Origin of the sequence: Tenggerimyces flavus, assembly GCF_016907715.1 — a bacterium.
GTDB lineage: Bacteria > Actinomycetota > Actinomycetes > Propionibacteriales > Actinopolymorphaceae > Tenggerimyces > Tenggerimyces flavus.
Genome location: NZ_JAFBCM010000001.1, coordinates 7,535,708 through 7,561,681, shown reverse-complemented (window position 1 = coordinate 7,561,681; position 25,974 = coordinate 7,535,708). Strand labels below are relative to the sequence as shown.

26 protein-coding genes are annotated in these 25,974 nt (G+C 69.5%); 19 read left to right on the top strand and 7 right to left on the bottom strand.

The window, feature by feature from the left end:
• Positions 1–206: 206 nt before the first annotated feature.
• The 5 genes from JOD67_RS35185 (at position 207) to JOD67_RS35165 (ending at position 4,622) form a co-directional block, all read left to right on the top strand.
• Complete coding sequence (locus tag JOD67_RS35185) at positions 207–1,025, top strand: glycoside hydrolase family 191 protein (protein ID WP_205121987.1); 819 nt, start codon at positions 207–209, stop codon at positions 1,023–1,025.
• Between the two features lie 180 nt (positions 1,026–1,205).
• Positions 1,206–2,516, top strand: coding sequence for a nucleotide sugar dehydrogenase (locus tag JOD67_RS35180; protein WP_205121986.1), 1,311 nt, complete (start codon positions 1,206–1,208; stop codon positions 2,514–2,516).
• On the top strand, positions 2,513–3,478 hold the full coding sequence (locus JOD67_RS35175) for an NAD-dependent epimerase/dehydratase family protein (protein ID WP_205121985.1): 966 nt from the start codon (positions 2,513–2,515) through the stop codon (positions 3,476–3,478). Before JOD67_RS35180 ends, JOD67_RS35175 begins: the two co-directional genes overlap by 4 nt.
• A complete protein-coding gene (locus JOD67_RS35170; RefSeq protein ID WP_205121984.1) occupies positions 3,475–4,140 on the top strand; it encodes a putative glycoside hydrolase in 666 nt (221 codons plus the stop codon). Before JOD67_RS35175 ends, JOD67_RS35170 begins: the two co-directional genes overlap by 4 nt.
• Positions 4,141–4,241: 101 nt before the next feature.
• Complete coding sequence (locus JOD67_RS35165) at positions 4,242–4,622, top strand: hypothetical protein (RefSeq protein ID WP_205121983.1); 381 nt, start codon at positions 4,242–4,244, stop codon at positions 4,620–4,622.
• On the opposite strand, the gene JOD67_RS35160 is transcribed toward JOD67_RS35165, so the two are convergent.
• The 3 genes from JOD67_RS35160 to JOD67_RS35150 form a co-directional block, all read right to left on the bottom strand.
• Positions 4,601–5,083: a hypothetical protein gene (locus JOD67_RS35160; protein ID WP_205121982.1), complete on the bottom strand. Its 483-nt coding sequence runs from the start codon at positions 5,081–5,083 to the stop codon at positions 4,601–4,603. The two genes, JOD67_RS35165 and JOD67_RS35160, sit on opposite strands and share 22 nt — an antisense overlap.
• Before the next feature lie 721 nt (positions 5,084–5,804).
• Positions 5,805–6,737 carry a methylmalonyl Co-A mutase-associated GTPase MeaB gene (gene meaB / locus JOD67_RS35155; RefSeq protein ID WP_307782663.1) on the bottom strand — a complete coding sequence of 311 codons (933 nt, stop codon included), beginning with the start codon at positions 6,735–6,737 and terminating at the stop codon, positions 5,805–5,807.
• A gap of 38 nt (positions 6,738–6,775) precedes the next feature.
• Positions 6,776–7,960 carry an acetyl-CoA C-acetyltransferase gene (locus JOD67_RS35150; RefSeq protein WP_205121980.1) on the bottom strand — a complete coding sequence of 395 codons (1,185 nt, stop codon included), beginning with the start codon at positions 7,958–7,960 and terminating at the stop codon, positions 6,776–6,778.
• On the opposite strand from JOD67_RS35150, the gene mce reads away from it, so the two are divergent.
• From mce to JOD67_RS35120, 6 genes are all read left to right on the top strand, one after another.
• Complete coding sequence (gene mce, locus JOD67_RS35145) at positions 7,959–8,528, top strand: methylmalonyl-CoA epimerase (RefSeq protein ID WP_307782662.1); 570 nt, start codon at positions 7,959–7,961, stop codon at positions 8,526–8,528. The genes JOD67_RS35150 and mce overlap by 2 nt on opposite strands.
• 88 nt (positions 8,529–8,616) lie before the next feature.
• Entirely contained in the window at positions 8,617–9,843 is a 1,227-nt protein-coding gene (locus JOD67_RS35140) for a coiled-coil domain-containing protein (protein WP_205121979.1), read from the top strand.
• Positions 9,844–10,052: 209 nt separating this feature from the next.
• Positions 10,053–10,220: a hypothetical protein gene (locus JOD67_RS35135; protein WP_239556687.1), complete on the top strand. Its 168-nt coding sequence runs from the start codon at positions 10,053–10,055 to the stop codon at positions 10,218–10,220.
• Entirely contained in the window at positions 10,217–10,882 is a 666-nt protein-coding gene (locus tag JOD67_RS35130; RefSeq protein WP_205121977.1) for a PH domain-containing protein, read from the top strand. The genes JOD67_RS35135 and JOD67_RS35130 overlap by 4 nt, the downstream gene beginning before the upstream one ends.
• A 194-nt stretch (positions 10,883–11,076) precedes the next feature.
• Positions 11,077–11,946, top strand: a complete 870-nt coding sequence (locus JOD67_RS35125) for a phosphatase PAP2 family protein (RefSeq protein ID WP_205121976.1) — start codon at positions 11,077–11,079, stop codon at positions 11,944–11,946.
• Between the two features lie 40 nt (positions 11,947–11,986).
• Positions 11,987–12,505: a MarR family winged helix-turn-helix transcriptional regulator gene (locus tag JOD67_RS35120; protein WP_205121975.1), complete on the top strand. Its 519-nt coding sequence runs from the start codon at positions 11,987–11,989 to the stop codon at positions 12,503–12,505.
• Here JOD67_RS35120 and JOD67_RS35115 read toward each other — a convergent pair.
• On the bottom strand, positions 12,502–13,299 hold the full coding sequence (locus JOD67_RS35115; protein WP_205121974.1) for an alpha/beta fold hydrolase: 798 nt from the start codon (positions 13,297–13,299) through the stop codon (positions 12,502–12,504). The genes JOD67_RS35120 and JOD67_RS35115 overlap by 4 nt on opposite strands.
• A 61-nt stretch (positions 13,300–13,360) precedes the next feature.
• On the opposite strand from JOD67_RS35115, the gene icmA reads away from it, so the two are divergent.
• Positions 13,361–15,034 carry a coenzyme B12-dependent isobutyryl-CoA mutase large subunit gene (gene icmA, locus JOD67_RS35110; protein ID WP_205121973.1) on the top strand — a complete coding sequence of 558 codons (1,674 nt, stop codon included), beginning with the start codon at positions 13,361–13,363 and terminating at the stop codon, positions 15,032–15,034.
• A gap of 160 nt (positions 15,035–15,194) precedes the next feature.
• The gene (locus JOD67_RS35105; protein WP_205121972.1) at positions 15,195–16,253 is read left to right on the top strand and encodes a CobW family GTP-binding protein; all 1,059 of its coding nucleotides are present in this window, start codon (positions 15,195–15,197) and stop codon (positions 16,251–16,253) included.
• Positions 16,254–16,326: 73 nt separating this feature from the next.
• On the opposite strand, the gene JOD67_RS35100 is transcribed toward JOD67_RS35105, so the two are convergent.
• Entirely contained in the window at positions 16,327–17,418 is a 1,092-nt protein-coding gene (locus JOD67_RS35100; RefSeq protein ID WP_307782728.1) for an ISL3 family transposase, read from the bottom strand.
• A gap of 639 nt (positions 17,419–18,057) precedes the next feature.
• Between JOD67_RS35100 and JOD67_RS41555 the strand changes: the two genes are divergently transcribed.
• The 6 genes from JOD67_RS41555 to JOD67_RS35070 are packed head-to-tail and all read left to right on the top strand — an operon-like array spanning position 18,058 to position 24,946.
• Positions 18,058–19,500 (top strand): FGGY-family carbohydrate kinase, encoded by a 1,443-nt coding sequence (locus JOD67_RS41555; protein ID WP_205121971.1) that lies wholly within the window; start codon positions 18,058–18,060, stop codon positions 19,498–19,500.
• Positions 19,497–20,138 (top strand): histidine phosphatase family protein, encoded by a 642-nt coding sequence (locus JOD67_RS35090; protein WP_205121970.1) that lies wholly within the window; start codon positions 19,497–19,499, stop codon positions 20,136–20,138. The genes JOD67_RS41555 and JOD67_RS35090 overlap by 4 nt, the downstream gene beginning before the upstream one ends.
• Positions 20,139–20,182: 44 nt before the next feature.
• On the top strand, positions 20,183–21,214 hold the full coding sequence (locus JOD67_RS35085) for a 2-hydroxyacid dehydrogenase (protein ID WP_205121969.1): 1,032 nt from the start codon (positions 20,183–20,185) through the stop codon (positions 21,212–21,214).
• Entirely contained in the window at positions 21,214–22,656 is a 1,443-nt protein-coding gene (locus JOD67_RS35080; protein ID WP_239554198.1) for an FGGY-family carbohydrate kinase, read from the top strand. The genes JOD67_RS35085 and JOD67_RS35080 overlap by 1 nt, the downstream gene beginning before the upstream one ends.
• A complete protein-coding gene (locus JOD67_RS35075) occupies positions 22,653–23,294 on the top strand; it encodes a class II aldolase/adducin family protein (RefSeq protein ID WP_205121968.1) in 642 nt (213 codons plus the stop codon). The genes JOD67_RS35080 and JOD67_RS35075 overlap by 4 nt, the downstream gene beginning before the upstream one ends.
• Positions 23,291–24,946, top strand: coding sequence for a glycerol-3-phosphate dehydrogenase/oxidase (locus JOD67_RS35070; protein WP_205121967.1), 1,656 nt, complete (start codon positions 23,291–23,293; stop codon positions 24,944–24,946). The genes JOD67_RS35075 and JOD67_RS35070 overlap by 4 nt, the downstream gene beginning before the upstream one ends.
• Here the strand turns inward: JOD67_RS35070 and JOD67_RS35065 are convergent.
• Both JOD67_RS35065 and JOD67_RS35060 read right to left on the bottom strand, forming a co-directional pair.
• Positions 24,927–25,364, bottom strand: coding sequence for a nitroreductase/quinone reductase family protein (locus JOD67_RS35065; protein ID WP_205121966.1), 438 nt, complete (start codon positions 25,362–25,364; stop codon positions 24,927–24,929). The genes JOD67_RS35070 and JOD67_RS35065 overlap by 20 nt on opposite strands.
• Positions 25,361–25,942, bottom strand: coding sequence for a PadR family transcriptional regulator (locus tag JOD67_RS35060; RefSeq protein ID WP_239554196.1), 582 nt, complete (start codon positions 25,940–25,942; stop codon positions 25,361–25,363). Before JOD67_RS35060 ends, JOD67_RS35065 begins: the two co-directional genes overlap by 4 nt.
• Positions 25,943–25,974: the final 32 nt, after the last annotated feature.

The window sequence follows — 25,974 nt, the reverse complement described above, 5'->3', positions numbered from 1 at the left end:
GCCGTAGCACCACAAACCCCACCACACCGAACGGTTCGACGGCACCGGGATCGACGACCGGTACGCCGGGCGCGACGACGACACCCAAGGTTGCGTCCAAGACACCGCGGCCGCCGACAGCCAAGCCGACCAAGCCCCAGCCGAAGCCGACAGCTACGCGTAAGCCACGTCCCAAGCCGGAGCCCACACCACCGAGGAAGCCGAGGGTGAAGCCGCGAATCACCAACTGGGTCTACCAGTTGCAGGGTTACCAGAACGACCGGCTGGACGCGTTGGCTGCCGCCCCGCACCAGCTGGCCGTCATCGATCTTGCCCGTGACGCGAACACCGACTACTGGGCCAGCTCGGAGATCTCCAAGCTTCGTGGGTCGGGCAAGAAGGTCCTTGCCTACTTCGAGATCGGCAGCATCGAGAACTTCCGGCACGAGTACGCCGAGATGCAACGCGAGGCTCCCTCGTTGATCCTCAACCGCTGGGACGACTGGCCGCAGGAGTACTTCGTGAAGTACTGGGACAAGTGGTGGTGGGACAACGTCATCCGGCCGCGGCTCGACCAGGCGCGCAAGGCCGGTTTCGACGGGGTGTACCTGGACACTCCCTTGGCGTACGAGGAGATCGAACTCTCGGAGGTTCCCGGAGAGTCGCGTTCGACCCTCGGCCGCAAGATGGTCGACCTGATCATGCGGATGAGCTCGTACAGCAAGAGTCACAACGCTGATTTCTGGATATTCCCGCAGAACTCCCCAGAGCTGCGTCACCATAAGGGCTATACCGAGGCCATCGACGGTATCGGCATGGAAGAGCTGTTCTTCCTCGCCACCGATGAAGCATGCACCGAGTCGTACTGCCGCGAGAACCTCGACAACACACGGGCACTGAGGGACGCGGGCAAGATCGTTCTTGCCGTCGACTACGTCAGCGCCAAGACGAATCGTGAGAACGCCTGCGAGAAGTACGCGAATGAACGGTTCGCGGGCTATGCGACGGATCTCGAACTGGACCGGATCCGTCCGCCGTGCCCGTGACGGCGCCACCATTGACGACAGCACCACCACAGAAGGGATCACCGGCCTCAGGCTGCGCTGGGGGGAGAGCGCGGTGAACGTCCGAGACCGGCACCCAGAAAAGAATCACGGGCCTGAGCTGCGCCAGGGGATGGCGCGGTGAACGTCCGAGACCCAGGGATTCAAGAAAGGAATCTGACGATGCCCAAGACAATCGGGGTAGTCGGGATGGGCTACGTCGGCCTGACCCTGGCCGCCGCACTCGCTCGCGCGGGTCACGTGGTCCACGGCGTGGACGTGAAACCAGCAGTGATCGAGTCGTTGTCCCAAGGGAAGCCGCACATCTTCGAGCCGGGCGTGGACGAGGTGTTCGCCGAGCTGATCGGCAAGAACCTGTTCATCGGCACCGAGCTTCCGCGGGAGGGCCTGGACGCGGTGATGATCTGCGTCGCGACGCCGATCGACGAGTCCACGCACGAGCCGAACCTCACGTTCCTCGCCGCGGCGGCGCGCAACATCGCCGAGTGGTGTGGCCCGGAGACGCTCGTCGTCGTCCGCAGCACGGTGCCGATCGGCACCAGTCGCGAGGTCGTTCTCCCGCCGCTGCTGCGCGCGTGGGGCAAGGCGCTGCTCGTGATGGCGCCCGAGCGCACGATCCAGGGCCAGGCACTGCGCGAGCTCGTCGAGCTCCCGCAGGTCGTCGGCGGCCTGGACGAGGCCAGCCTGGCGGCCGGCATCGAGGTGTTCTCTCAACTGTCCAAGCAGATCGTCCCGGTCTCCACGCTGGAGACCGCGGAGATGGTGAAGCTGTCGAACAACTGCCACACCGACCTGATCTACTCGTTCGGCAACGAGCTCGCGCTGATCGCCGAGGAGAACGGGCTCGACCCGCTCGAGGTCATCCGCGCGACGAACGTCGACTACCCGCGGCCCGACCTGTCCAAGCCGGGCTACGTCGGCGGCGGCTGCCTGTCGAAGGACCCGTACATCATGATGAGCAGCTCCCGCGGCGAGCGGAAGCCGTTCCTGGTCGGCAAGGCGCGCGAGCTGAACGAGTACATGCCGGTGCACGTCGCGCAGAAGATCGTCGAGCTGTTCCAGGCCGAGCGCGGCTCGACCGAGGGCGCGCGGCTGTCCGTACTCGGCTGGGCGTACAAGGGCTGGCCGGCGACCGACGACATGCGCGGCACGCCGATCGCCTCGATGATGCCGGTCTTCACCGACGCCGGGATCACCGTGCTGGGCCACGACCCGCTGGTCACCGACGAGACGATCCGCTGGTACGGCGGTGAGCCCGTCGCGCTGACGAAAGCGTTCGCCGAGACCGATGCGATCCTCGTGATCAACGACCACCCGGACTACCGCGCGTTGCTCGTCGACGACATCCTCGCCGACAACAGGCCGCTGTTCATCTACGACTCCTGGCGAATCCTCGACGAGAAGGCGATCGCGGCAGCTGGTGTCCGCTACGCCGGTCTCGGTTACCTCCCGAAGGGTGTGGACGCGGCATGAAGGCTTTGCTGCTGGGAGGTGCGGGCTTCATCGGCCTGCACCTGGCGAAACGACTTCTCGCCGATGGGCATGAGGTCACGATCGTCGACGACTTCTCCCGCGGGCGGGAGGACGCCGACCTCGACGCGGTGCGTGCGCACGAGTCGGTCGAGGTGATCTCCGGTGACCTGACGTCGCCGGCGACGTGGGCGTCTCTTCCGCACGGGTTCGACCAGATCTACCTGCTGGCCGCGGTCGTCGGTGTCCGGAACGTCGAGAAGGACCCGGCGCGCGTCGTTCGGGTCAACACGCTCGCGGCCCTGCACCTGCTGGACTGGGCGCAGGAGGGCGACCGGATCTTCTTCGCCTCGACGAGCGAGGTGTACGCCGGCGGTGTCGACGCGGGGATCGTTCCCGTACCGACCGCCGAGGACGTTCCGGTGATGATCGCCGACGTCACGTCGCCGCGGTTCGCGTACGCGATCTCCAAGCTGCTCGGGGAGTCCGCGTTCATCCATGGTGCTCGGGCTCAGGGTCTGAAGGCTGTGGTGGGGCGTTTCCACAACGTGTACGGGGATCGCATGGGCGCCGACCACGTGATCCCGGAGATGGCACTGCGTGCACAGAACGGCGAGGAGCCGTTCCGCGTCTGGGGTGCCGACCAGTTCCGCGCGTTCTGCCACGTCGACGACGCGGTCGAGGCGATGCTGCGGCTGATGGCGTCCGACGAGGCGATCGGCGAGATCGTGCACATCGGCGACGACACCGCGGAGACGAACATCGCGGATCTGGCCAAGCTCGTGCTGCGGATCGCGAACGTGAGTCCTACGCTGTCGCTGCTGGACGCGCCGGCCGGCTCGGTCGCGCGGCGGTGCCCGGACCTTGGCAAGTTGCGGCGGCTCACCGGGTACGAGCCGTCCGTACCGCTGGAGGAGGGCGTCCGGCGGACCTTCGAGTGGTACCGGGAGAGTTGGCGGGGATGACAGCGCTGCCGATCGTCTTCTACTACGGCACGGGCGAGCTCGACCGGCTGTCCGCGTACAAGCGCGTCGTGCTGCAGCCTTACGGATACTCCGAAGAGGAGTTGGCGACGCTGCGCGGTCGCGGGGTGGAACTCCTCGCGTACCTGTCGCTTTCGGAGGACCCGGGACCGCCCGCGCCCTGGCAGCGGACGTCGCGGAACCCGGACTGGGGCGGCGCGTTCGTACACGTCGACCACCCGGACTGGGTCGAGCACGTGCTGTCGCAGGCACGATCGGCGTTGGCGAAGGGCTTCAAGGGGCTGTTCCTCGACGCGCTCAACGTGGAGCTGACGTTCCCCGAGGACGTGCCGCACCTGCTCACCCTGATCGCGGCGCTGCGGGAGGTCGTGGGGACGGGCTACATCCTGGCGAACCGCGGCTTCGGGCTGCTGCCGCAGCTGGCGGAGATCGTGGACGGGATCCTGTTCGAGTCGTTCACGGTGCGCTGGGTGACCAGTGGGTATGCGCCTTGGCCGCAGGAGACGCTGGAGCACCACGCGCGGCTGGCGGAGCGGCTGCTGGAGCTGGACCTCGACCTGTACGCGCTGGACTACGCGGACGACACCGGCATGGCGGCCTTCGCTGAAGGCGGGCCCGGCAGTTCGGGTTGCATCCCGTGGTGAGCGATCGGGCTTTGTCCCGGCTGTAGTGCTCCTTTGACTGGGCCTGGTCGGCCGTCCGGCAGTGTCGACCAGGCCCGTTCTGTTGTGCTTTTGTTAGTTCTGTGAACGGGGCTTCGACGAGGCGAGTGCTGGCGCTCGACGCCGCCTGGGTCGCCGCCCTCGGCGTACTGTTGTGCCTGACGCCGTGGACGGTGCACTCGTGGTTCGGCCTGGCTCCCGGCGAGCTCTGGCCGCTGTTCCTCGTGCTCGGCGCCGCCTGCTTCGGCTACGCGGGCCTGCTCCTCCTCGGCGTACGCGGTCGCTCGACCCTCGCCATCTGCCGATTCGGCGCGATCGCGAACGCCGTCTCGGTGCCGGTCGTGCTGCTCTTCAATCTCATCCCCGGGCTGCAGTCACCGGCCCGCTTCCTACTAGCCGCGGTGGCGCTGCTGTGCGCGGCCTTCGCTCTGCTCGAATGGCGTCACGGCTGGCCGGCGGAGTAGGGCCCGAGGAACTTGGCGGGAGGCATCGCCGCGACCTCGATCGGGATCGGCGCGAGCTTGTCCCGTACCCACTCGGCGCCCTCGTCCGACCACGGCCAGATCGTGACCTGGATGCCGATGCCATCCTCGCCGAGGTGCTGACCCCAGCTGGTCACTCGTGGTGTCCTGGGTCGATCGACCAGCAGCCGATGCACCTCGTCCAGCCACGCGTCCACCTGCCGCTCGGTGTAGCGGCATTGTCGGACCACGACCCGCTCCGGGTGCTCGACCCGGCCCGCCGCCAGCGCGCGGCGGTGGTCGTCGAGGTGGTCGGTGGCCCAGAAGACGACGCGGACGGGCTCGTCGTTGATCCAGTTCAGCCCGCCGAACTCATCGGGATGCTCCCGCCCGTACACCCGCGCCCCCTCGAGCGTCGCCCGGAGCCGACCCTGCTCGAGCATGACCGGCGGCAGCTCGTCCATACCCCTGAAGCTAAGCCTCCCCGAGGTTTGAATGAAGGGCACCTTCATTCGAACCTATTGAATGAAGGTGCCCTTCATTCAAAAAAACGGGGGACGGAAGGCCCGGCTTCATCTGAGCCACAAGAAGCCGGGGGCCAACAAGAGACGCGAGCACGGCAACAAACCCGAGCAAGAAGGAACCTCCCCGGGCACCCGTTCCCGGGGGCAGGGGCGGCGCGTGAAGAGCAGGTGGCCGGGCCGGGGCGAGTCAAGGGTCGCAAAGCGATCGCGAAGCGACGCCTCTCTCCGTCTGCGCGAAGCGCCCCCCAGTGAGGCGCCCTTGACGCGCCCCGGACCGGCCACCACACTCGACCGCCGCAACAGCCCACGAGAGCACCCAACGCCCGGAGAGCGCTCATCGAGGACCGCGCCAAGACAGCACCAACGCCAGAGCGCTTCGCCAAGAACATGCGCCGCACAAGACGGCGCCACCCGAGATCCTTCGAATGAAGGGCACCTTCATCTCAACCTATTGAATGAAGGTGCCCTTCATTCAAAGCGGAGCGGTGGCTGGGTCGGGGGCACCCCGGTCCGAACCTATGGGACCAGGGCGCCCCTCACCCAAACCTCAGCCCCCGTCCGTGATCATGAACGTGATCATGAAGCCAAACCCGGCGTATACGACCAGTCCAGCTTCATGATCACGTTCATGATCACGGTCGCTGAGCGCACCCAGCGGCGGCTACGGCTGGGTCAGCTCCGTGACCAGCTCATCAGCAGCGGCGTAGGGGTCGAGCTTGCCGGCGAGGACGCGGTCGACCAAAGCATCCACCTGGTGCCCAGCCGGGAGCTGGCCGAACCGTTCCCGCAAAGCAGTCAAGGCCAAGATCTCGATCTCGTCGTGGATCCGGCGTCGCCGCCGGGCGTCCAGCTCGCCGCTGGAAGAGAGGTGGGCGCGGTGCGCCGCGATTGCCGAGACCAGCTCGGGCACGCCCGTACCCACCGACGCCACCAGCTTCAGGATCAAAGGCTTCCACCCGTCGGCCGAACGAGTACCAAGCGCGAGCATGTGCCGGAGGTCGCGGGTGACCAGCTCGGCGCCGTCGCGGTCGGCCTTGTTGACGACGTACAGGTCGCCGACCTCGAGCACGCCCGCCTTCGCCACCTGGATCGCGTCGCCCATGCCCGGCGCGAGCAGGACGACGGTCGTGTCGGCGAGGCCGGCGATCTCCACCTCCGACTGCCCGACGCCGACCGTCTCGACCAGGATCACGTCGCACCCGGCCGCGTCCAGCACCCGCAACGCCTGGGGTGTCGCCCACGACAGCCCGCCCAGGTGCCCCCGCGTGGCCATCGAACGGATGAACACCCCGTCGTCCGTCGCGTGGTCCTGCATCCGGACCCGGTCGCCGAGCAGTGCGCCGCCGGAGAACGGGGACGACGGGTCCACCGCCAGCACGCCCACCCGCCGGCCGGCCGAACGGAAAGCAGACACCAGCGCTGCCGTACAGGTCGACTTGCCCACCCCCGGAGCCCCGGTCAGCCCGATGACCTCGGCCTTCCCGGCGTGCGGCGCCAGCGCGGCGGCCACCTCGCGCAACAGCGGCGAGGCGTCCTCGACCAGCGAGATCAGCCGCCCGACCGCCCGCGCGGAGCCGGAACGCGCTTCATCCACAAGCTCGGCAACCGTCGGCCGCCGCCGAGCCGTCCGCGTCACGAGCGCGGCACCCGAACGATCAGCCCATCCCCCTGGCCACCGCCACCACACAAAGCGGCGGCACCGACCCCGCCGCCCCGCCGGGACAGCTCCAGCGCCAGGTGCAGAACGATCCGCGCCCCCGACATCCCGAGCGGGTGCCCCAGAGCGATCGCGCCGCCGGCCACGTTCACCCGGTCAGGATCCAGCGACAGCTCGCGCATCGACTGGATCGCCACCGAGGCGAACGCCTCGTTGATCTCCACCAGATCCAGGTCAGAAGGCGAGATGCCCTCCTTCGCGCAAGCCGCGCGGATCGCGTTCGAAGGCTGCGACTGCAACGTCGAGTCCGGCCCGGCCACCACCCCGTGCGCGCCGATCTCGGCGAGCCAGGGGAGACCGTTCTCCTCGGCGTACGCCTTCGACGTCACCACGACCGCACACGCGCCGTCGGAGATCGGCGACGCCGAGCCGGCGGTGATCGTTCCGTCCGCGGCGAACGAGGGCCGCAGCCCCGCGAGCACCTCGACCGAGGTGTCCGGCCGGATCCCCTCGTCCTCCGACACCACGACCGGCTCGCCCCGCCGCTGCGGAATGGACACCGGCACGATCTCGCCCTCGAACCCACCGTTCTTCTGCGCCACCGCCGCCAGCTGATGCGACCGAGCGGCGAACGCGTCCTGCTCCTCCCGCGAGATCCCGAGCTGAGCGTTGTGCTTCTCGGTGAGCTCGCCCATCACCGCGTCGGTAAAGACATCGAAAAGTCCGTCGTACGCCATCGAGTCGATCAACCGGGCGTCGCCGTACTTCACACCCTCACGTGACTTGGGCAGAACGTGCGGGGCGTTCGTCATCGACTCCATGCCGCCGGCCACCACGACCTCGAACTCGCCCGCCCGGATCACTTGCGCCGCCAACGCGATCGAGTCCAGCCCCGACAGGCAGACCTTGTTGATCGTCAATGCGGGTACGGACATCGACAATCCGCCCTTGACGGCGGCCTGGCGGGCGGTGATCTGCCCCGTACCGGCTTGCAGGACGTGGCCCATGATCACGTACTGCACGTGCTCGGGCGCCAGCCCGGACCGTTCGAGCGCGGCCGCGATCGCGAAACCGCCCAGCTCTACGGCCGAGAAGCTCTTCAGGTTGCCGAGCAGCCGGCCCATCGGGGTGCGCGCGCCGGCAAGGATGACCGCGGTCATGGCGTTGTCTCCGCTCGTTTTCGACAGGTTCATCCAGCGGGTTCATGCTGTCCGATCACCCTACCTACGGACGGCACGGGTACCCATGGCGCACGATGGACCCATGAACGACGAAGTTCAGCAGCCGGTTTTTCGTGCGATCGACCATGTGGGGATCGCCGTTCACGATCTCGAGGCGGCGTTGAAGGAGTACGAGCAGCGGTTCGGAATGCACGTCACGCACATCGAGGTCAACGACGACCAGGGCGTGGTGGAGGCGATGTTGACGGTCGGTGACGGGGACGGACCACCGCTTCAACTGCTCGCGCCGTTGCGGGAGGACTCGCCCCTCACCAAGTTCCTCGGCAAGCGCGGCGAGGGTGTCCAGCAGATCGCGTACACGGTCGACAACATCGAGATTGCGACAGCACAGTTGAGGGAACGTGGAGTAGAGGTGCTCTATGACGAGCCACGAACGGGGACCGCGGGCTCACGGGTGAATTTCATTCATCCCAAGAACGCGGGCGGCGTCCTGGTCGAACTTGTCGAGCAAGCAAGCGATGATGGAACGACACGGAGGCAGCCGTAGTGGTGGATATGTCCCTACCCGTACCGGACGTGTCAAGGTTGTCCCCTACATTGGCTTTCGGGCACGCAGCGACTGATAGGACTTCACGATGAGGGACACAGGCACCGGCGGGGCGCCGATGTTCGAGCCTGACGAGGGCTTGGCCATCTTGGAGAAAGGCAGCTCTGTCGGCACGTTCACCATCGCGGTGATGCGCGGCTACGACCGGAACGAGGTCGACCATACGGTCGGCGCGCTCGAGGCCTACATCGCAGACCGAGAAGCCAAGCTGCACGAGTCGACGCGCGATCTGGCGACGACGCGGCGGCTGTTGCAGGAGTCCGGCGAGCCAACATGGGGCAAGCTCGGTCGGCGCGCGCAGGAGATCCTCCAGCTCGCCGAGGAGCAGGCCGCCGACGTACGTAGTGGTGCCGAACGCCAAGCCGCCGAGATGCGCGCCACCGCCGCTGCCGATGCCGCGCGCCTGCAGAACGAGGGCGAACGCGAGGCCGCGGTGATCCGCCGTCGGGCCAACGAGGACGGCGAGGCGGTGCGCAACGCCGGCGAGTCCGAGGCCGACCGGCTGCTCGGTGTCGCCCGGCAGCGCCAGGAGGAGCTGCAGAACCAGGCCAAGGAGCAGGCCGTACGAGCCCGCCGGGAGCTGGAGCAGGAGCTGTTGACCCGCCGGCAGGCCGCCGAGCACGAGATCGCGGCGCTGCGGTCGTCGGCCGAGCGCGAGGTGGCGGAGAAGCGTTCCGCGGTGGCCGGGATCCAGGAGAAGGCGCAGCGCGAGGCGGCGGCGACGCACGCCGCGGCTTCGGCCGAGGCGCAGCGGGTGCGGTCGCTGGCGGAGCAGACGCGGCTGTCGGCGGAGAAGCACTCCGAGGAGCTGGAGTCGCGGACCGAGGAGCGCGTACGGGCCGCTGACGAGCGGGTCAACCAGGTGCTGGCCAGGTCGCGGCGAGACGCGGAGCGGATCCGGACCGAGGCGCGCGCCGAGGGCGAGCGGCTGCTGGAGGAGGCGCACACCCGCGTCGGCCACGACGTCGCGGCCGCCGAGCGCCAGCTGGCGGAGCTGCGCCGGCAGCGCGACGACCTGCTGCAGAGCCTCGCGCGGCTGCGGGACTCGGCCAGCGGAATCGCGATCGCGAGCGAGGTCCGGCCGTCGTCCAGCTCTAGCTCGGGAGACAACGGGAACGGCAAGAGCACTAGCTCGACGGACACCTCGAAGCCGTCGCCCGCCACCTCGACAGCCTCCGCCGCGCTACCCAAGCAGCCGGAGAAGGCCCAGCCCAAGCCCGCGGCCAGCTCCAGCGCCTCGAACAAACGCCGCTGACCAGACCCTGAACTTTCCCCCAGGTCGCCGATTCGGCGGCACGTCGTAGATCACGTTGGCTTACGCTGTGACCAGCGGATACTCGCTCAGCGTGGTCGACGACACGTTCCGTCACCTCTTTGCGGTGTCGGCGATAACACTTAGAGTTCTCCATGGGCTACCTCACGCAACACACGGGGCCGCCGTGGAGCCCAGGGAGGAGTGCGGACGTGTCCGCAGGTGTGAAGAAGATCGTAGGGTGGCTCGCCATCGCGCTGGTGGCGTTCTACCTGATCACCAACCCCGACGACGCCGCAGGCGCGGTGCGTGGCATCGGAGGGTTCATCTCTGATGCCTTCCAGTCGATCATCGCCTTCCTGACCTCCGTCTTCCAGTGAGCGGACCGATCCGCTGGCTTCGGCGTGCCGTAGCCGACCCGCGGGTCGTCCGACACCTGCTGGCAGACGAGGGCGAGGTCGTGGTCGATGAGGTACGGCACCACTGGGTGGTGTACATCGTGCCTCTACTGGAGTGTGCCCTCGCCCTGATCCTGTTCGGCGTGAGCCTGAACATGAGCGTCCAGACCGCCTGGATCCCGCTCTTGTTGATGCTCGTCCTGCTCGTGCACGCGGGCTGGAACGCGCTCGAGCAGCACATGGACCGGTTCGTGATCACGAACATGCGGGTGTTCCGCGTCAGCGGCGTGCTCGCCAAGAAGATCGCGACCACGCCGATCATGCGAATCCTCGACATCACTGTCGACAAGCCGTTCATCGGCCGCATCCTCGGCTACGGACACTTCATCTTCGAGTCGGCCGCGCAGGAGCAGGGCCTGCGGGAGATCAAGTACGTTGGCAACCCCGACCAGCGCGATCTCACCATCCAGCGGCTGCTGCAGCGTTCCGGTCTCCGCGCCACCGCGAAGGAGCGGGACGAGGAAGAGGACGAGGCGCCGGCGCAGTCGTCGACGACGACCACCGTGGTCGCCGGCCGCGGTCGTCCCCGTGCCAACCACCCGCGCAGGCCTGGGCCGCCTACCGCGCGGCGGATCCAGCGATAGGCCGTGTTGCGAAAGGATCGCCTGGCGCGCGACGCGCGATGACCGACGCTACTTTCGCAACACGGCCTAACCCCACTCGGGCGGTTCGGGAACGCCGATCAGGGATATCCCGTTCGAAACTGGGAATGCACAACCCGTAGTCTTGGGGTCCCTACGCCTGAGTCGCATCCGCTCTGAGAGGAATCGGTCCAGTCATGCCCACGCAGGTCCCGGACCAAGTCCGGGGACCAGTGTCACCAGGGTCATCTGGGCCGGATGCCCCCCGCAAGTTCCGGATTCCGGCGCTGTCGGCTGTGCTCCTCGCCGGCGTACTGCTGATCACCATCGACCTCGCTCGCGGCGGGTTCATCCTGCGGCTGGACGCGGCGGTCGCGAACTGGACTGAGACCAACCGGCTGCCCGAGCTGATGCCGATCGCCGACGTGGTCGACCGGATCGGCCAGCGGGGCGTCGCGTTGCCGCTGCTGTTCCTCGCCGCGTACGTGCTCAGCCGCCGGCTGCACACCGTCCGCCCGATCGTGCTCGCGGCGACCGGAACGTTCTTCCTGAACTTCTTCGTCGGGCTGATCAAGATCGCCACGGCGCGGGAGAGCCCGCGGACGGGCGGGCCAGAGCTGTTCGTCGGCAACATGCTGTTCCCGTCTGGGCACACCGCGAACGTGGTGTTCGTGTACGGCCTGATCGCCGCGCTGCTGATCCGGTACGCCCAGGTCAACGCCGAGCAGTCCCGCAAGCTGATCTGGTCGGTCCCGCTGCTCGCGATCCTGATGACGACGATCTCGCTGTACCGGCACACGCACTGGCTGAGCGACCTCGTCGCCGGCGCGATGATGGGCGGTGTTCTGCTGCAGATCAGCCTGATCGTCGACCGTGAGTGGGTCGCGATCCGGAGCTGGGTGAAAAGGGTCATAGGCCCGGCCTGGCGGCGCGTCGAGTGGGGCGTACGCCTGGTCAAGCCGGCCGTGACGCTGCCGCCGCAGGACCTGCTGAACGCCGCGGCGGACGCGGCGAAGCCGAAGCTCGACCGGCAACGGCCGACCGAACCCACGACGCCGACCCCCTGAGCGTCTGCGTCTAGTTCCCTCGCCGGTAACCTTCCAGGTCATGGCGAAGCGGAGACCGCTGCCGTTCGACCCGGTCGAGGAGGCCGCGCGGCAGTGGGAGGGGCATTTCGGGGTCGATGCTGCCGTCCCGGCGATGCGTGCGGTCACCTCGCTGATGCGGGCGCAGCAGCTCGTGCTGGCGTCTTTGGACGAGATCCTGCGCGGGTACGGGCTGACGTTCGCCCGGTACGAGGCGTTGGTGCTGCTCACGTTCACCCGGACCGGCGCGCTGCCGCTGGGCAAGATGGGGGAGCGGCTGCAGGTGCACCCGACGTCGGTGACCTCGATCGTGCAGCGCCTGGAACGCGGCGGCCTGATCCGCCGCCGCCCGCACCCCGAGGACGGCCGCGGCGTGCTGGCCGAGGTGACCGACGAGGGCCGCGCAGTCGTGACGGCGGCGACGAACGACCTGGTCAGGGCCCAGTTCGGCCTGGCGGCGCTGGACGACTCGGGCCTGAAGGAAGTGCACCAGCTGCTTACCCGGGTCCGCCACGACGCGGGCGACTTCGACGCTCCTTAGGCGAGCAGGTCGCGCAGGATGCGTTCAAACTCCTTCGGCGTCGACAGCATCGGGTAGTGGTCGGCCTCGGGGATCACGGTGAGCGTCGCGTCCGGCGCCTCGCGTACGATCCGCCGCCCCCACAGCTCGCTGGTCCGGAAGTCGCGGCCGCCCGCGAGCACGGTGATCGGGCGGGTGAGCTCGCCGAGCCGGGTCTTGACCGGCGGGTCGAGCTCGGCGCCGAGTAGTCCTCGAGCCGGATGAAGTACTCGCTCGCGTACGCCAGCCCGAGCATCTTCCGCCGGTGGTACGTGTCCAGCGCCGGCGCCCAGGTGTCCAGGTCCGCCTCCGCCTCGGCGTACACGCCGTCCTCCGCCCGGATCCGCTCGCGGCGCGAACAGCTCGAGCATCGGCTGGCGCGCCTCGGTCTCCTCTGGGCTCGGATCGGGGAAGCCGCCGAGCGCCGGGCCGATGGCGACGACCCGTTCGACGCGGTCCGGGTACCTGTGCGTGAACGCCAACCCGCGCCGTGCCCCGTCGGAGACGCCGACCACCAGCGCCGTCTCCACGCCGCCCGCGTCCAGGACCGCGGCGAGGTCGTCGAGCTCGCTGTACGGCGCGATGGCGCGGGAGGACAGCCCGGTGTCGCGGTGGTCGAACGTGGTGACCCGTGCGATGCCGGCGAGCCACGCGATGGTCGTGTCCCACATCCGCAGGTCGGCGTACCCGGCGTTGAGCAGCACGACGTCCGGCCCCTCGCCGTGGGTGCGGGTGTAGAGGTAGCCGTTCGGAACGTCCACGAACCTGTCGATCACGTCGCGCATCCTATGGTGCGGCCGGTCGGCATTTAGTTGGACGTCCTACTATCCTGGACTCATGAAGCCCGAGGACATCGAGGCCGGCCGCGAGCGGTGGCAGGCGCGCTACGACGCGGCGCGCAAGCGCGACGCCGACTTCACGACGCTGTCGGCCGTCGAGGTCCAGCCCGTGTACGGTCCGCCGCCCGGCGCGGACGACCCGCGGTTCGACCGGATCGGGTGGCCGGGGGAGTACCCGTTCACGCGTGGTCTCTACGCCACCGGCTACCGCGGCAAGACGTGGACGATCCGCCAGTTCGCGGGCTTCGGGAACGCGCAGCAGACCAACGACCGCTACCGCAAGATCCTCGCGGCGGGCGGCGGAGGGCTCAGCGTCGCGTTCGACATGCCGACGCTGATGGGCCGCGACTCCGACGACCCCAAGTCGCTCGGCGAGGTCGGGCACTGCGGCGTGGCGATCGACTCCGCGGCCGACATGGACGTGCTGTTCGACGGCATCCCGCTGGAGCAGGTCACGACGTCGATGACGATCTCCGGCCCGGCCGTCCCGGTGTTTGTCATGTACCTCGTCGCGGCCGAACGCCAGGGCGCCGACCTCTCCAAGCTCGACGGCACGCTGCAGACGGACATCTTCAAGGAGTACATCGCGCAGAAGGAGTGGCTGTTCCCGCCGCAGCCGCACCTGCGCCTGATCGGCGACCTGATGGAGTACTGCGCCGCCGAGATCCCGGCCTACAAGCCGCTGTCCGTGTCCGGCTACCACATCCGCGAGGCCGGCTCGACCGCCGCGCAGGAGCTGGCTTACACGTTGGCGGACGGCTTCGCGTACGTCGAGCTCGGGCTCTCGCGCGGGCTCGACGTGGAGACGTTCGCGCCGGGGTTGTCGTTCTTCTTCGACAGCCACCTGGACTTCTTCGAAGAGATCGCGAAGTTCCGCGCGGCACGGCGGATCTGGGCGCGTTGGATGCGGGACGTGTACGGGGCTCGTACGGAGCGCGCGCAGTGGCTGCGCTTCCACACCCAGACCGCCGGGGTGTCGCTGACGGCGCAGCAGCCGTACAACAACGTCGTGCGTACGGCGGTCGAGGCGCTGGCCGCCGTGCTGGGCGGCACGAACTCGCTGCACACGAACGCGCTGGACGAGACGCTGGCACTGCCGTCGGAGCGGGCTGCTGAGATCGCGCTGCGGACGCAACAGGTGCTGATGGAGGAGATCGGCGTCACGAACGTCGCGGACCCGTTGGGCGGCTCCTGGTACGTCGAGGCGCTGACCGACGAGCTCGAGGCCGCGGCGGAGGAGGTCTTCGCGCGCATCAAGGGCATGAGCGCGGACGGCACGGTCACGTCGGGGCTGCTGCGGGGGATCGAGGACGGCTGGTTCATGGCGGAGATCGCCGAGGCCGCGTTCCAGTACCAGCAGTCGTTGGAGAAGGGCGACAAGCGCATCGTCGGCGTGAACGTGGCCCCGTCGTCGGTGACGGACGACCTGGAGATCCTGCGGGTGTCGCACGAGGTCGAGGTCGACCAGGTCGACGCGCTCACCAAGCGCCGCGCGGCCCGTTCGGAGGCCGCGGTCGACGCGTCGCTGCGCCGCCTGGTGGAGGCGGCGAGTACGAACGAGAACATGGTCCCCCTGATGCTCGAAGCCGCCCGCGCCGAAGCGACACTGGGCGAGATCTGCGGTGCCCTCAAGGCCATCTGGGGCGAATACCGCGAGCCCGCACGCTTCTAGAAGACATCTGGCCAAATCCGTCGGTGACCTGAACGCGTTGTCGGGTCATCATGGAAGCACGCTCGAAATGCCGAAGGAGTCTGCTAGCTTATTGACAACGGTTTTCAAAAGCGATGAGGAGTAGCCGATGCCGGGGAGTGGGGTCACGATTGTCACGTCGATGGATGAGGTCCTCAGGCAGACTGCCGCGTCGACGTTGCTGTTCGACGTTCCCGGCACCGCGGTGCTCAGCCACGATCTGACGCTCGTCGAGGCGGAGGGCACGCTGCGCCGCGTCGTCTATGACCGGGACGGCGTCGTCGAGGACGTCGAGGTCCCGCTCGACCACGCGTGCATGGGCTGTGCCGTACGCGAGGACATCGTCCCCACCGTCGCGCGCCTGGCCAGGACCAACCGCTGGCAGCACCTCGTGCTCAGCCTGCCGGTCGCGGCCGAGCCGCTGCCCGTCGTGACCGGGCTGGCCACCGCGGTCGTCGACCGCGAGCGCGTCGCTGACCAGGTACGGCTGCAGAGCATCGTCGCCGCCGTCGACCGGCGGAGTCTCGAGGACGACCTGTTCGGCGACGACCTCCTGGTCGAACGTGGCCTCGCGCTCTCCGACAACGACCGCCGCGGCGTGGGGGAGACGCTCGCGCACCAGATCGAGTTCGCCGACCACGTCGTGCTCGCGGGTACGGCCACGGAGCGGGCGACCACGCTGCTCAGACACCTGGCCCACAACGGCGTACGCCTGGAGAACGTGCACGAGGTCGACGGGTCGACGTTGCTCGAGCCGGCGCCCGCCAACCGGCGCATCTCGGCCGCCGCCGACCCGCACCGGATCGAGCCGACCGGCGCGGAGGACGCGCACGGCGTATGGACGCTCGACCTGCAGTCCTGGCGGCCGCTCCACCCCGAACGCCTCCGCCAGCGGATCCAGGACCTCGGCAGCGGCGCGCACCGCAGCCGCGGCAGGTTCTGGTTGCCGACCAGACCCAGCACCACCTGCTGCTGGGACGGCGCCGGCGGCCAGCTCAGCATCGGCAGCGTCGGCCCGTGGCAGGGCAACCAGCCGAGCACCCGCCTCGTCGTCACCGGCATCGACGACCCGGAACGCGTACGCACGGCCTTCGACGACGTCCTGCTCACCGACGCCGAGCTCGCGAAGGGCCTGCAGGGCTGGCAGGGTCGGGATGACGGCTTCGACCCCTGGCTCGGCGAAGCGAACGCCGCGGCCTGAGCCTCGATCTTTCGCCCGGCGGTGGGTTCGACCGGTCCGGCCCACCCTGGGCCAATGATCATGTTTACAGGCTCTACGCAGCCAAGCGTGGTGTGCGGTGTCTGATGTGGGTGGCTGCGGGTTTGGGTGGCCAGTCTATGTCGGCGCAGGCGAGGAGGATGCGGGCGCGGTAGTTGGTGAAGCTGCGGAAGCCGAAGCCGATGCGTTTGATCTTCTTGATGATGGTGTTGGTGCCTTCGGTGGGGCCGTTGCTGGCGTAGGGGTGGTCGGCTCGGGCGAGGATGGGGTCGCGCCACTCGGTGAGGGTGTTCGCCAGGGTCGCTAGTTCGGGGATGTCGTCGTGGTGGGCGTAGTAGCGGGCGTCGGCGATGAGCCGGTCAAGGCGTGCGGTGACCCTTGTTTTGTTGGGGAAACGCTGCCTCGCCGTGGTGTCGACGCGTTGGTAGAGGTGGCGGAGGCGGTGGGCGATCTCCCAGGTGGCGCCGACCTGGCCGGTGGGGTCGTGGTCGAGTAGGACGGTGCGCAGTCGGGTGGCGCGGTGTCCGTCGGGGGTGAAGGCCTCGGGTTTGCTGCGCAGCAGCCGCAGTGTGTCGTGCAGGGGGTCGCCCTTGCGGCCGCGGCGGCCGAGTTGGTCGAACTGGACCCGGCGGCGGACCAGTTCGGTCGTGTCGGTGCCGAGTTTGACCAGGTGGAAGGCGTCGAGCACCACGCTGGCCTGCGGCAGCCCGGTCCGTAGCCCGGACCGGTAGGAGCGCAGCGGATCACACACCGCGGCCTGGATACCGGCCCGCCAGGCCGGGTCCCGGTGGGCGAACCAGTCGGACACGATCCGGCCGGTGCGGCCCGGCAGCACATCGAGCAGCTTCCCGCGGCCGACGTCGACGATGGTGGTGCAGAACCGCATCCACTGCACCGGCCCACGGGCCCCGAACACGTGCTCATCGACGCCGACCGCGGTCACCGCACGCGCCTCCGGTGGCCGGCGCAGCGCCTTCGCGGCGGCCACGACGGCGGTGTTGACCGTGCCCCACGACACACCGAACTCCGCGGCCACCGTCGCCACCGCGGACTGGTCCTGACCGACCCGGCGCACCGCCTCGGCCACCGCCCGCTCGGTCATACACCGCCGCGGCCGAATCAGCTCACTCGTCTCAGACCACGTCACCGCCGTCGCCGTGGTCGTCGTCGTCGTCGTGGCCGTGGCCGTCGCCGTGGTCGTTCTTCCTTGCAGGCAACGAGGTTCGCGGCATCGCCACAACCGCTTATGCCACACCAGCAGCACCGGCTTACCCGCAATCGGCAGATCCCGCACCACCACCGGCCGCCGACCATGCGGCGACGCGACCGCCCCACACCCCCGACACGCCTCCCGACACGCCTGCGACCCGGCCGTGGTCTGAATCAGCAGGTTCCACTCCCCGAGCAGTTCCACCGCCCGAGTCACCTCGAACCCCTCAAGGCCCAACGCGGCCGTCCACCCAGTAACGTCATCCACGGGTCCTGTGCTCCTTCCAGCCCCGGCTGATTCGCAACCAACCGAGACTGACCGGCACAGGACCCCCCTCACGAGGAGACACGCCGACAGGTCTGCTACCAGCCCCACCACCACCCTTGGCTAAGAAGAGCCTGTTTACATGATCATTGGCCGCTTTACGTGGGGCGGACGCCAGGTAGAGCGGCCACAGGCCGGGTAAGGCGACCACGACGCTTCACCTACGGAGTGCCTTCTCGCGCGGCCTCTGCTGAGTTCTGGGGGTGTCGCGCGCCCGGCGATATTTGAGAGACACGCCCTAAGCTCGACCAGGTGAGCTGGCTCGGCGTCGATCTCGGTACCCAGGGCGTACGTGTCGTCGCCGCCTCCGACGAGGGTGCCGTGCTCGCCTCGGCTGCCCGCCCGCTGACAAGTCGCCGCGACGGCGGAGAGCACGAGCAGGACCCCGAGGACTGGTGGACCGCGTTCCTCGCCGCGGCCGGCGAGGTCACCCAGCAGGTCGACCGCGTCGACGGCATCGCGATCTGTGGTACGTCGGGCACCGTGCTCTTCCTCGACGACGAAGCACGACCGTGCACCCCCGCGCTCATGTACGACGACGCCCGCGCCGCCGCGTACGCCGACCGCCTCATCAAGGACCCCGTCGAAGGCTGGACAATCGCGGGAGCCAAGCCTCAGCCGACCTGGGCGCTCGCCAAGGCGCTCTGGCTGCTGGAGAATCACGACGTCCCGCCCGGCGCCCGCCTAGCCCACCAGGTCGACCTGCTGACGCAACGCCTCGTCGGCGAGCCTGTCGCCACGGACACCAGCAACGCGCTGAAGAGCGGCGTCGACCTCACGACGCTCGCCTGGCCCGACCTCGCCAAGTACGCCCTGCCAGAAGAGCGCCTCCCGAACGTCGTCCTCCCCGGCACCAAGCTCGGCACCGTCGCGAAGAAGACCGCCGGCATCGACGCTGGCACCACCGTCGTCGCCGGCCTCACCGACGGCTGCGCCGCCCAGGTCGCGTCGGGCGCGCTCGGCGACGGCTCCTGGAACTTCGTCCTCGGCACCACGCTCGTCCTCAAGGGCACCACCGAGACGCCGCTGCGCGACCCCGACGGCGCGCTCTACTCGCACCGCGCGCCCGACGGCAGCTGGTGGCCGGGCGGCGCCTCGAGCGCCGGCGCCGGCGTGCTCGCGCGGGACTTCGCCCAAGCCGACCTCGCCGCGCTCGACCAGGCCGCCAAGGCGTACGAGCCGGCAAAAGCCATCACCTACCCGCTGGTCAGCCAAGGCGAGCGCTTCCCGTTCACCAGACCCGAGGCGAGAGCGTTCACCGTCGGCCAGCCCACCAACGACGCTGAGCGGTACGCGAGCGTCCTGCAAGGCGTCGCGTACGTCGAACGCCTCTGCCTGGACCTCGTCGCGAGCCTCGGCGCGCCCATCGACGGACCGGTCGCGCTCACCGGCGGCGCGACGAAGAGCGCGTACTGGAACCAGCTGCAGGCCGACGTGCTCGGGCGCGAGGTCGTCGTGCCCGAGGTCGCCGACGGCGCGTTCGGCATGGCTGTCCTCGCGGCGAGCACCGCGTACGGCAGCCTGAACGCCGCCGCGGCGGCGATGGTGCGGGTCCGGGATCGGCTCATCCCGCGCGAGGGAGTGTCGGAGCGGTTCGTTTCGCCCTACGCTGCGCTGGTCCGCGAACTTGCCGAGCGGGGGTGGATCGGTGAGCGGCTCCAACAGTTCGCCCTTGCAGGCTTGGGGGATATGTGAGTGACGGCGCGGTGACGGTGTTTCTCGTTCGGCACGGCGAGACGGCATCGCACGCGGAGAACCGTTATCTCGGTCGCACCGATGCTCGGCTGACCGAAACCGGACAGCTCCAGGCCGCCGAGCTCGCCGGCTGGTCGTCGCGGGCGCGGCTCACCGCGATCGTGAGCTCGACGCTGCGGCGGGCGCGGGAGACCGCGAATCCGTCGGCCACGCTGGCCGGGCTCGCGGTGCGGTTGGACGAACGGCTGGTCGAGCTCGACTTCGGCGAGGCGGAGGGGCTCACGGCCGCGGAGATGCGGGCCAAGTTCCCGCAGGACCGCGCGGCGTTCGAGGTTGACCCGTTCGGCAACCCGCTGCCCGGCGGCGAGAACCCCGTTGACGCGCTCGACCGGGGGCGCGCGGCGCTGGACGACCTCGTCCGCGCCCAGCCGAACGGGCGCGTGCTCGTCGTCACCCACAGCACGTTTCTGCGCATCCTCGTCTGCGCGCTGGTCGGCCTCGACCCGTCCCGCTACCGCGACGCGCTGCCCAAGGTCCGCAACGTCTCCGGCGCCGTCGTACGCCGCGACGCCGTCGGCCGCTGGGGCCTGCTCGCCTGGAACCCGCCGCTGACCCGCACCACCGACATCTGGGCCTAACCAGGTCAGCAGACGACGTTCACTAGACTTCACGAGGTGGCGCGATGAACGAAGCTCTCACGATCCTCGCGGCGGGCGACGAGTTCGTCCGTACGGACCTGCTCGCCGGCGCGCTCCGCGACAAGCTCGGCGACGCCCCCACGATCCGCGAGCTCGAGCTGCCCTGGCCGACCACGCCCTGGAGCTCGGTCGCCGAGGTCGACGAGGCCGCCGGCGACGAGGACACGATGATCGCCGCGCTCGACGGCATCCAGGTCGCCGTCACGCACCTCGCGCCGTTCACCGAACGCGTCCTCGCCCACGCGCAGGACCTGAAGCTCGTCGTGGTCTCGCGCGGCGGTCCGGTCAACGTCAACCTCGACGCGGCGACCAAGCACGGCATCGCGGTCTGCTACGCGCCGGGCCGGAACGCCGCGGCGGCCGCCGAGTTCGCGGTCGGCCTCATGCTCGCGGCCTGCCGCAGCATCGCCGCCGGACACCACGAGCTCGCGACCCGGACGTGGCCCGGGCACTACTTCCGGTACGAGTCGGCGGGCATCGAGCTCGGCGACTCGACCGTTGGCCTCGTCGGGTACGGCGCGATCGGGCGCCGCGTCACCACCGTCCTCCAGGCCTTCGGCGCGCACGTGCTCGTCTACGACCCGATGATCGACGAGGCGGAGGACGGCGTCGAGGTCGTTCGCCTCGACGAGTTGCTCGCCCGTTCACGCGTGGTCAGCCTGCATGCCCGGCTCACCATGGACAATCGCGGCATGATCGGCGCCCGCGAGCTCGCGTTGATGCCGGTCGGCTCCGTGCTGGTGAACTCCGCGCGCGGCGGGCTGCTCGACCATGACGCGCTCTGCGACGCGCTCGAGTCCGGCCAGCTCAGCGCCGCCGCGCTGGACACGTACCCGGCCGAGCCACTGCCGCCGGACTCGCGGCTGTTCGACGCGCCCCGCTTGGTGATGACGCCGCACATCGCCGGCTGCAGCCGCGAGGTCGCGGAGAACGCGGCCCGGATCTGCGCCGACGAGGTCGGCCGCTGGGTGGCCGGCCAGCCGCTCGCCGCGCTCGCCAACCCGGACGTGCTCTGATGTACATCGGCGTCGACGCCGGAACGTCGATGACCAAGGCCGCGGCGTTCGACGACCACGGCCGGGTGCTCCGCGTCGTGGCCGAACGCACCCAGCTGCTCAACCCGCGCGACGGTTGGTACGAGCAGGACTCCGACGAGGTCGTGGCCTCCGTGACGGACGTCGTGCGACGGCTGGTCGTCGACATCGGCGAGCCGCCGGCCCTGATCGCCCTTACTGGACAGGGAGATGGCGTCTGGCCGGTCGACGGCGACGGCCGTCCGACGCGGCCGGCGATCTCGTGGATGGACGCGCGTGCGGCCGACGTGCTGCGCGAGTGGATCGACGCCGGCGTCGCGGACAGCGCGTTCCGCCGCACCGGCAACGTGTTCTTCCCCGGCTGTCCCGCGCCGGTGCTGGCGTGGCTCGACCGGAACGAGCCGGAGGTGCTCGACCGTACGGCGACCGCGGCGTACTGCAAGGACGTCGTCATGCAGCGTTTCACCGGCGTACGGGCGACCGACCCCTCCGACGCCTCGCTGCCGTTCCTCGACCCGCACACACGCGTGTACGCCGACGACGTGCTCGAGGCATGCGGGCTGACGCATCGTGCGGCGCTGCTCGCGCCGGTCGTCGAGCCGTGCCCGAGGGGCGCGCTGCTGCCCGAAGTCGCAGCCCAGCTTGGCGTTCCCGCCGGGATACCGGTCACGGCCGGGCCGTTCGACCTGCCCGCCTCCGCACTCGGCGCCGGTGTCACGGCGCCCGGCGACGGCAACCTGATCGTCGGGACGACTCTGGCCTGTCAAGTGGTCATTGACGAGCTCGACACGTCCGGCGAACCGGCTGGTCTGACGTTGGCGTACGGCCCGCGGGGCAGGTGGATTCGCGCGATGCCGGCGATGGTCGGCACCGCGGCGCTGGACTGGGTGCTCGCGACGATCGGCGAGAAGCACGTACGGGTCAACGAGTTCCTCGACGCGAGCCCGCCCGGTGCGCGCGGTGTGACGTGCCTGCCGTACTTCTCGCCCGCGGGCGAACGCGCGCCGTTCGTCGAGCCCGGCGCGCGGGCACGGTACGACGGGCTGACCTTGCAGACGGACAAGGCGGATCTCGTCCGCGCGGTGTGCGAGGCGATCGCGTACGCGGCCCGGCACTGCTTCGACGCGGCCGGGCTGCGCGGTGGCGTCGCGGTCTGCGGTGGCGGGATCAAGAGCGCGCGCTGGCTGCAACTGTTCGCCGACGTGCTCGGGCGCCCGGTCCGCGTGGCCCCGAAGGAGGAGATCGGCGCGTACGGCGCGGTCCTCGCCGGGCTGGCCGCGATCGGATCGCCCGTGGACGCGACGGAATGGGCCGAGGACGAGGTCGTCGTCGAGCCCGACCAGACCAGAACATCCTTCTACGCCGAGGGATTCGAGCACTATCGCACCGCAGTCGAGCTGGCTCGGAAGGGATGGAAGTCATGAAGCTGCTGGACGAGCGCGCCGAGCTCGTACGTTACGCCCAACGGTTGCGGCCGGACGGCCTCGTCGTCGGAACGTCGGGCAACCTGTCCGTACGCTCCGGCGACCTGGTCGCGGTCACGCCGAGCGGGCTCGACTACGACGCGCTGACGCCCGGGCTGATCTGCGTGTGCGACCTGGACGGCAAGGTGATCGAGGGCGAGCTGGAGCCGACAAGCGAGCTGCCGTTGCATCTCGCGGTCTACCGGTCGTCGGACCATCGGGTGATCGTGCACACGCACCCGACCGCGGCGACGGCCGTGTCCACACTGGTCGAGGAGCTGCCGCCGATCCACTACCTGGTCACGTTGTTCGGCCCGAACGTGCGCGTCGCGCCGTACGCGACGTACGGCTCGGACGAGCTGGCCGCGTCGGCGGCCGAGGCGATGCGCGACCGGGCCGGCTGCCTGCTCGGCAACCACGGAGCGGTGACGGCGGCGGACTCGTTGGCGAAGGCGTACCAGCTGAGCCTCTATCTCGAGTCGCTGTGCGACATCTGGCTGCGCGCGGCGAGCGCCGGCACACCGAGGTTGCTGTCGGACGAGGAGTTGGCGCGGGCAGGCGCGAAGATCGCGAGCTACGGGCAAGTCCCGCCGCGATGAGATCGGTGCTCTCGTCGGCGCAGCGTCAAGCGGCCCTTGACGGAGTCGAGGGGCGTACGTACGACGTCGTCGTGATCGGCGGCGGCGTGACGGGAGCGGGGACGGCGCTGGACGCGGTGTCGCGCGGGCTGTCCGTCCTGCTCGTCGAGGCGGCCGATCTGGCGAGCGGGACGTCGTCGAGATCAGGCAAGATCTTCCATGGTGGGTTGAGATATCTCGAACAGCTCAACTTCCGGCTCGTCCGTGAGGCGCTCGTCGAGCGTGACCTCATGGTGCAGAAGCTGTGCCCGTACCTCGTGGAGCCGGTGCCGTTCCTGATCCCGTTCACGCACCGGTGGGAGCGCCCGTACATCGGCGCCGGCGTCGCTCTCTACGACCTCCTCCGGCTCACCGGGCCGCGGAGCGTGCGCGGGCATCGGCACCTGACCCGGCGCGCCGCGCTGCGGGAGATGCCGGACCTGCGGCCGGATATCACCGGCGCGGCGCAGTACTACGACGTCCGCGTCGACGACGCGCGGCACACGTTGCAGGTCGCGCGCACCGCGGCTGGCCTCGGCGCGACCGTGCTGACGCGTACGCCGGTGGTGGCGGTTCTGCGTTCCGACGGCGTCGTGTCCGGCGTGCGGATCCGCGACGAGGAGAGCGACCGTACGTACGAGGTCCGCGCCCGGGTCGTGATCAACGCGGCCGGCGTGTGGGCCGACCGGGTGCAGGCGCTGGCGGGCGAGCAGAGCATCGATGTGACGCCAGCCAAGGGGATTCACCTGATGGTGCCCGGCGATCGGATCCGGTCGCGGACCGGTCTGGTGGCGCGGACGCCGGACAGCGTCTTCATCATCCGGCGCTGGTTCGACTCGTGGCTGCTCGGGACGACGGACACGCGCTGGGAGTACGATCGATCCGCCCCGGTCGCGACGCAGGCCGACGTCGACTACCTGCTCGGTCATGCCAACCGGTGGTTGCGCCGGCCGCTGTCTCGTGCGGACCTGGCAGGGATCTTCGCCGGCCTGCGACCGTTGGTGAGCGGGCGCGGGTCGTCGTCGACGGCGGCGTTGCGGCGCGACCACGCGGTGATCGAGGGTCCGCCGGGGATGGTGACGATCGTCGGCGGCAAGTACACGACGTACCGGCTGATGGCGCGCGACGTCGTGAACGTCGCCACGCCGCGGCCAGTTCCGCCTTCTCCCACAGGGGATCTGCCGCTGCTCGGTGCGGCGGGCTTCTCGGCGCTGCGCAACCAGCGCGAGTCGCTGGCGCGCGAGTCGGGGCTGCCGTTGGCGCGGATCGACCACCTGCTCGGCCGGTACGGAACCGAGACGCCCGCGCTGCTCGACCTGGTCGCGGACCGGCCCTCGTGGGGTAAGCCGCTGGTGGGCGACTACCTGGCGGCGGAGGTGGCGTACGCCGTGCTGAACGAGGGAGCGCTCCACCTCGACGACGTCCTGCTGCGCCGCACCCGGGCGGCCCTGGAGAACAGCGACCGAGCGTTGTCGGCAGCGCCCGCCGTGGCCGACCTGATGGGCGGCCTGCTCGGCTGGAACGACCAACGCCGCAAGGAAGAGCTCGAGCGCTACCGCCTCTGGGCAGAGTCTGAGGACGCCGCCTCGCGAGCGCCCGACGACGCGGCAGCGGTCACAGCCGTTCGACCCTGAACACGGCGCAGTTCGGAGCAGCGGCCTCGAACGCGTCCTGCGTCCCGTCCTCGACCGCGCCGGACATGATCAGCATGTCGACGCCGTGCGGCACCTTGAGCGGGAACTCGCGAAGGATCGCCCCGCGCTCGTGCTCGGGAACGTCGACGAGCCGGACCCGTTCGGACCGGCGGCCACGCGCGAGCACGCCCTCGTTGCGGACGCGGGCGTTCTTGACCCACTCGGTCGTCGCCGCGCTGATGACGTACCGCTCGCCGTCGACCGTGAACGGCGACACCGGCGTGGTGCGCGGCTTGCCGCTCTTGCGGCCGTAAACCGTCAGCAGGCGCATGGTGCCGACGACGATGCCGATCCTTTGCAGGGCGACGATGACCTTGTTGAGTCTCTTCAACGAGGGTGGGGGAAACTGCTGTGTCATTGCTTCACCTTCTCGATCCAAGGAAGGGTGCCATCGGTGATGCTCTCCGCGACCTCGCGCAGCCAGGCAAGCTCGGCTTGACGCAGCCGCTGGACGTACTCCGTCTCGAGCAGAACGAGCCGCGCCATGCCGCCCTCGAGCAGCGGCTGGGTCAGCTCCGCGACGTGGTCGTACTCGTCCTGCACATGTCCGGCTCGTTCGCGGAGCAGCTCGACAGCCTCGTCCTTGGGCAGGTTCGCGATATGCGCGAGCCCGGCGGGGAACACCGGGTACTCCCGCGCGGGCATCGCGACGTAGTCCCGTAGCAGCGAGTCGAGCAGCTCCTCGCCCTCGGGCGTGATCGCGTAGACCGTGCGCTCGGGGCGCGCGCCGGCGCGGTTGGTCTCCTGCTCGGTGACGATCCCCGCGGACTGCAGCCGCCGGACGGCGTCGTACACCGACCCTCCGCGCAGCTTCACGACCTCGCCGACGTGGCGGTAGCGGAGCTGGGCCTGGAGCGCGTACGGATGCCGCGGCTCCTCGCGCAGCAGGCTGAGGATCGCCATCGTCAGCGGGGTCCGGAGGGCTCGCAGGCTCATGCATCGCTCCAAATAGCCGAACTCGACTAGCC

Excerpts from the sequence above, each read along its gene's own strand:
- JOD67_RS35180 (WP_205121986.1), top strand. The coding sequence starts at position 1,206 with ATGCCCAAGACAATCGGGGTAGTCGGGATGGGCTACGTCGGCCTGACC.
- JOD67_RS35175 (WP_205121985.1), top strand. The coding sequence starts at position 2,513 with ATGAAGGCTTTGCTGCTGGGAGGTGCGGGCTTCATCGGCCTGCACCTG.
- JOD67_RS35170 (WP_205121984.1), top strand. The coding sequence starts at position 3,475 with ATGACAGCGCTGCCGATCGTCTTCTACTACGGCACGGGCGAGCTCGAC.
- JOD67_RS35160 (WP_205121982.1), bottom strand. The coding sequence starts at position 5,083 with ATGGACGAGCTGCCGCCGGTCATGCTCGAGCAGGGTCGGCTCCGGGCG.
- mce (WP_307782662.1), top strand. The coding sequence starts at position 7,959 with ATGGCGTTGTCTCCGCTCGTTTTCGACAGGTTCATCCAGCGGGTTCAT.
- JOD67_RS35150 (WP_205121980.1), bottom strand. The coding sequence starts at position 7,960 with ATGACCGCGGTCATCCTTGCCGGCGCGCGCACCCCGATGGGCCGGCTG.
- JOD67_RS35140 (WP_205121979.1), top strand. The coding sequence starts at position 8,617 with ATGAGGGACACAGGCACCGGCGGGGCGCCGATGTTCGAGCCTGACGAG.
- JOD67_RS35125 (WP_205121976.1), top strand. The coding sequence starts at position 11,077 with ATGCCCACGCAGGTCCCGGACCAAGTCCGGGGACCAGTGTCACCAGGG.
- JOD67_RS35120 (WP_205121975.1), top strand. The coding sequence starts at position 11,987 with ATGGCGAAGCGGAGACCGCTGCCGTTCGACCCGGTCGAGGAGGCCGCG.
- icmA (WP_205121973.1), top strand. The coding sequence starts at position 13,361 with ATGAAGCCCGAGGACATCGAGGCCGGCCGCGAGCGGTGGCAGGCGCGC.
- JOD67_RS35105 (WP_205121972.1), top strand. The coding sequence starts at position 15,195 with ATGGATGAGGTCCTCAGGCAGACTGCCGCGTCGACGTTGCTGTTCGAC.
- JOD67_RS35085 (WP_205121969.1), top strand. The coding sequence starts at position 20,183 with ATGAACGAAGCTCTCACGATCCTCGCGGCGGGCGACGAGTTCGTCCGT.
- JOD67_RS35080 (WP_239554198.1), top strand. The coding sequence starts at position 21,214 with ATGTACATCGGCGTCGACGCCGGAACGTCGATGACCAAGGCCGCGGCG.
- JOD67_RS35075 (WP_205121968.1), top strand. The coding sequence starts at position 22,653 with ATGAAGCTGCTGGACGAGCGCGCCGAGCTCGTACGTTACGCCCAACGG.
- JOD67_RS35070 (WP_205121967.1), top strand. The coding sequence starts at position 23,291 with ATGAGATCGGTGCTCTCGTCGGCGCAGCGTCAAGCGGCCCTTGACGGA.
- JOD67_RS35065 (WP_205121966.1), bottom strand. The coding sequence starts at position 25,364 with ATGACACAGCAGTTTCCCCCACCCTCGTTGAAGAGACTCAACAAGGTC.
- JOD67_RS35060 (WP_239554196.1), bottom strand. The coding sequence starts at position 25,942 with ATGAGCCTGCGAGCCCTCCGGACCCCGCTGACGATGGCGATCCTCAGC.